General features: G+C 73.7%; 4 protein-coding genes. All 4 read left to right on the top strand.

Annotated features, from left to right (window positions below):
- Positions 1-134: 134 nt before the first annotated feature.
- The gene (locus tag B7767_RS31385) at positions 135-929 is read left to right on the top strand and encodes a bifunctional 2-polyprenyl-6-hydroxyphenol methylase/3-demethylubiquinol 3-O-methyltransferase UbiG (protein ID WP_085575092.1); all 795 of its coding nucleotides are present in this window, start codon (positions 135-137) and stop codon (positions 927-929) included.
- A gap of 10 nt (positions 930-939) precedes the next feature.
- A complete protein-coding gene (locus tag B7767_RS31380) occupies positions 940-2517 on the top strand; it encodes an ABC transporter substrate-binding protein (RefSeq protein WP_085575091.1) in 1578 nt (525 codons plus the stop codon).
- Positions 2514-3467: an ABC transporter permease gene (locus B7767_RS31375; RefSeq protein ID WP_085575090.1), complete on the top strand. Its 954-nt coding sequence runs from the start codon at positions 2514-2516 to the stop codon at positions 3465-3467. Before B7767_RS31380 ends, B7767_RS31375 begins: the two co-directional genes overlap by 4 nt.
- Positions 3464-3970, top strand: a 507-nt coding sequence (locus B7767_RS31370) for an ABC transporter permease subunit (RefSeq protein WP_143652723.1), incomplete at its 3' end; no start/stop codon positions are given. The genes B7767_RS31375 and B7767_RS31370, both read left to right, overlap by 4 nt.

Raw genomic sequence — 3970 nt, 5'->3', positions numbered from 1 at the left:
CTGCCGTGGGCGTGCTGCGCGCTGGCCGGGCTCGCCTCCGCGCTCGGCGTCGTACGGCTGCGCCGGCGGGGATCGCTGCCCGCGCCGCCGGGACAGCCCGCCGTACCCGCGCCCGCCCGAGGAAGGACCCCGGCATGACGGACAACCTGCTCACCGACAACCCCACGCTCTACGAGGCCCGTTTCCCCGACCCCGGCCGGCTGGCCGGACGCTGGGCGGAGGACTGCCTGCGCCGGCACGGGGCGGGGAAGCGGGTGCTGGACATGGGCTGCGGCACCGGGCGCGACGCCGCGTGGCTGCACGACGCCGGCCGCGAAGTGACCGGCGCGGACCTCTCCGAGGCGATGCTCGCGCACGCCCGCGACCACCATCCCGGACCCGGGTACGTCCGTGCCGACCTGTACGGATTCGACCTGGGGCACGGGGTGTTCGACGCCGTGGTGTGCCTGGACAGCGCCCTGCTGTACTGCCACACCAACGATCAGCTCGACGGCTTCCTGTCCTCCTGCCGCCGCGCCCTGGCACCGGGCGGCCTGCTCGTCGCGGAGATGCGCAACGGCGCGTACTTCCTCGGCCGCACCGACCTGCTCGACGTCCCCAGGGTCGACGAGTTCACCTGGCGGGGCACCGTCCACCGGTCCGTCACCACCCTCACGGTGGACCGTACCGACCAACTGCTGCGCCGCCGGCGCGTATGGACCGCGGACGACGGGTCGGCACCCGTCGAACAGCGGTCCGCGTGGCGGCTGCTGTTCCCGCAGGAGCTGCGCCACCTGCTGGCCGCGCACGGCTACGAGGTCCTGGAACTCCACGACGGACCGGGCCCGCGCACCGAGCCGCCCTGGCAGGAGGGCCTGCTCCCCGGCCGCACCACCGACGCCGACCGGCTGCACGTGGTGGCCCGTCTCACCGGCACGACCACACACTGAGGAACCCCACATGCACGACGATTCGACCCGCTCCCTCCCCTTCCCGGCCCTGCGCCGCCGCGGCTTCCTCGCCGCGACCGGGCTCGGTGCGCTCACCCTGGCCGGCTGCGGCGGCGGTTCCGGTTCCGACGACGGTGCGGGCGACGGCTCGCCGAAGAAGGGCGGCCGGCTGCGCGCCGCGTTCGCGGGCGGTGGTGCGAGCGAGACCCTCGACCCGCACCTCGCCAACCTCTTCGCCGACGTCGCCCGCGCCAAGGCCCTGTTCGACAAGCTCGCCGACTACGGCGCCGACCTGTCCGCACAGCCCCGCCTCGCCGAGAAGTGGGAGCCGAACAAGACGCTGGACCGCTGGCGGGTCACCCTGCGCGAGGCCACCTTCCACGACGGCAGCCCGGTCACCGCGAAGGACGTCCTTCACAGCTACCGCCGTATCGCCGACCCGAAGCAGGCGTTCCGCGCCAAGGCGTCCCTGGAGCCCATCGACCTCGACGCCAGCCGCGCCACCGGCGAACGCGTCATCGAGTTCGTGCTCAAGCGGCCCACGGCCGAATTCCCCAACGTGCTGGCCGCGTTCGGCGCGTACATCGTGCCCGAGAACGCCACCGGGTTCGACAAGGAACCGGTCGGTTCCGGCCCGTTCCGCTTCGTGTCGTTCACGCCCGGCCGCTCGGCGGTCTTCCGCCGCTACGACGACTACTGGGAGGGCGCCCCGCACCTCGACGAGATCGAGTTCGTCGTGGCGAACGAGGAGTCGGCCCGGGTCAACGCGCTGCTCGGCGGGCAGATCGAGTACGCCCACGAACTCAACCCCACCACCGCCCGCGCCCACGAGGACAAGGGGCAGATCGAGATCGTGCGGCTGCGGGGCAGCGCCATGCAGGCGTTCTGCATGAAGACCGACCGGCCGCCCTTCGACGACGAACGGGTGCGCCAGGCGTTCTTCCTCATCGCCGACCGCCAGGAACTCGTCGACGGCGCGCTGTCCGGCGCGGGCGAGGTCGGCAACGACCTGTTCGGCAAGGGCTACGAGTACTACGCCGACGGCCTGCCCCAGCGCGAGCAGGACCTCGACAGGGCCCGCGCGCTGCTGAAGCAGGCCGGCGCCGAGGACCTGAGGGTCACCCTGGACACCTCCGCCGTCGCCGCCGGGTTCACCGAGGCCGCGAGCATCTTCCGCGACCAGGCGAAGAAGGCCGGGGTCACCGTCGAGGTGAGGATGGGCAGCAAGGACTCCTACTGGAGCGACATCCTCGACAACGGCGCCCTGTGCTGCTACCGCTCCGGGGCCATGCCCATCGAGGCGCACATCTCCCAGCGGCTGCTCACCGACTCCACCACCAACGCCACCAAGTGGCGGCACAAGGACTTCGACGCGCTGTACCAGCAGGCCCAGTCCACCCGCGACAGGACGGAACGCGCCGCCGTCTACGAGCGCATGCAGCGCCGCCTGCACGGCGAGGGCGGCTTCCTCATCTGGGGGTTCGCCGACTGGATCATCGCAACCGCGCGCAACGTCAAGGGCGTCGACACCAAGGCTCCCGCCAACACCCTCGACTGGGCCCGCTTCGACACGGTGTGGCTCGCGTGAGCGGACTGCGCTCCTTCGTCGTCCGGCGGCTGCTCCTCGGCGGCGTGCAGACCGTGGCCGTGGTGCTGCTGGTCTTCGCGCTCACCGAGGCGCTGCCGGGCGACGCCGCGGTCGCCCTCGCCGGGGACCAGCCCGACCCGGCCCGCATCGCGGCCATCCGGGAGGCGATGGAGCTGGACCGGCCGGCCTGGGAGCGGCTGGCCGACTGGGCGGCGGGACTGCTCCACGGCGACCTCGGCACCTCGCTGGTCTCCGGCCGTCCGGTGCGCCAGTACCTCGCCGACGGCTTCGGCCCCACCCTGCTGCTGGCCGCGCTCACCGTGGCGCTGCTGGTGCCGGCCGGGTTCGGGCTCGGCGTGCTGGCCGCCCGGCACGCGGGCCGGCCGGTGGACCGGCTGATCAGCTCCGTGACGCTCGCCGTGTACGCCGTCCCCGAGTTCGCCCTCGGTGTGCTGCTGGTGACCGTGTTCGCCCTGCGGCTCGGCTGGCTCCCGCCGACCGCCGTCGGCTACGGCACCGACCTGCTCGCCCACCCGGCCGCACTGGTCCTGCCCGTACTGGTCCTGCTGTCACGGCCCGTGTGCTCACTGGTGCGGCTGGTGCGCGCGGGCATGATCGACGCGCTCGCCTCCCCGTACGTGGCGCAGGCCCGCCGCTACGGCGTGTCCGGCGCCCGCGTCCGGTACACCCACGCGCTGCCGAACGCCCTGGCCCCCGCCGCCCAGCAGCTCGCCCGCACCGTCGACTGGCTGCTGTGCGGGGTCATCGTCGTGGAGGCCCTGTACGTGATCCCCGGGCTCGGCACGGTTCTGCTGGGCGCCGTCGCCGAACGCGACGTGCCCGTCGTCCAGGGGCTGGCGGTGGTGTTCGGCGTCCTGACCGTCGTACTGAACCTGGGTGCCGACCTGGTCGCCCACCGGCTCGCGCCCCGGGCGGGGGTGGCCGCGTGAGGAGTCCGCGTACGGGCCGCTTCGCGCTCGGCCTCACGATCGTCGCCGTACCGCTCGTACTCGCCCTGCTCGGGCCGGTGTTCGCGGGGGAACCTGGGGCGCGGGCCGCGTCCTTCACGCTGGGCGGGGGGCACTGGCTCGGCACCGACTTCGTGGGCCGGGACGTCTGGCGGCAGGTGCTGCACGGGGGAAGGCCGGTGGTGCTGACCGCGCTCGCCGCGACCGCCCTGGCCTACCTGGTCGCCCTTCCCGTCGGTCTGTTCAGCGCGCTCACCCGGCACCGATGGCTGGAGGAGCTGCTGATGCGGCCCCTGGACGTACTGCTCGCCGTGCCGTCGCTGCTGCTGATCCTGCTGGCGGCCACGGTGTTCTCGCCGGGCGCCGTCGGTCTCGCCCTGCTGGTCGCCCTGGCCAACGTGCCCGACGCGGCCCGGCTGGTGCGCGCCGCCGCCGCCGAGGCCGCCGCCCGGCCCGCGGTCGAGGCGCTGCGCATGCAGGGCGAG

The sequence above is a fragment of the Streptomyces sp. 13-12-16 genome (assembly GCF_002114215.1).
Lineage (GTDB): Bacteria > Actinomycetota > Actinomycetes > Streptomycetales > Streptomycetaceae > Streptomyces.
The sequence above is the reverse complement of the archived record's forward strand: the minus strand, read 5'-3'. Positions and strand labels throughout refer to the sequence as shown.

Excerpts from the sequence above, each read along its gene's own strand:
- B7767_RS31385 (WP_085575092.1), top strand. The coding sequence starts at position 135 with ATGACGGACAACCTGCTCACCGACAACCCCACGCTCTACGAGGCCCGT.
- B7767_RS31380 (WP_085575091.1), top strand. The coding sequence starts at position 940 with ATGCACGACGATTCGACCCGCTCCCTCCCCTTCCCGGCCCTGCGCCGC.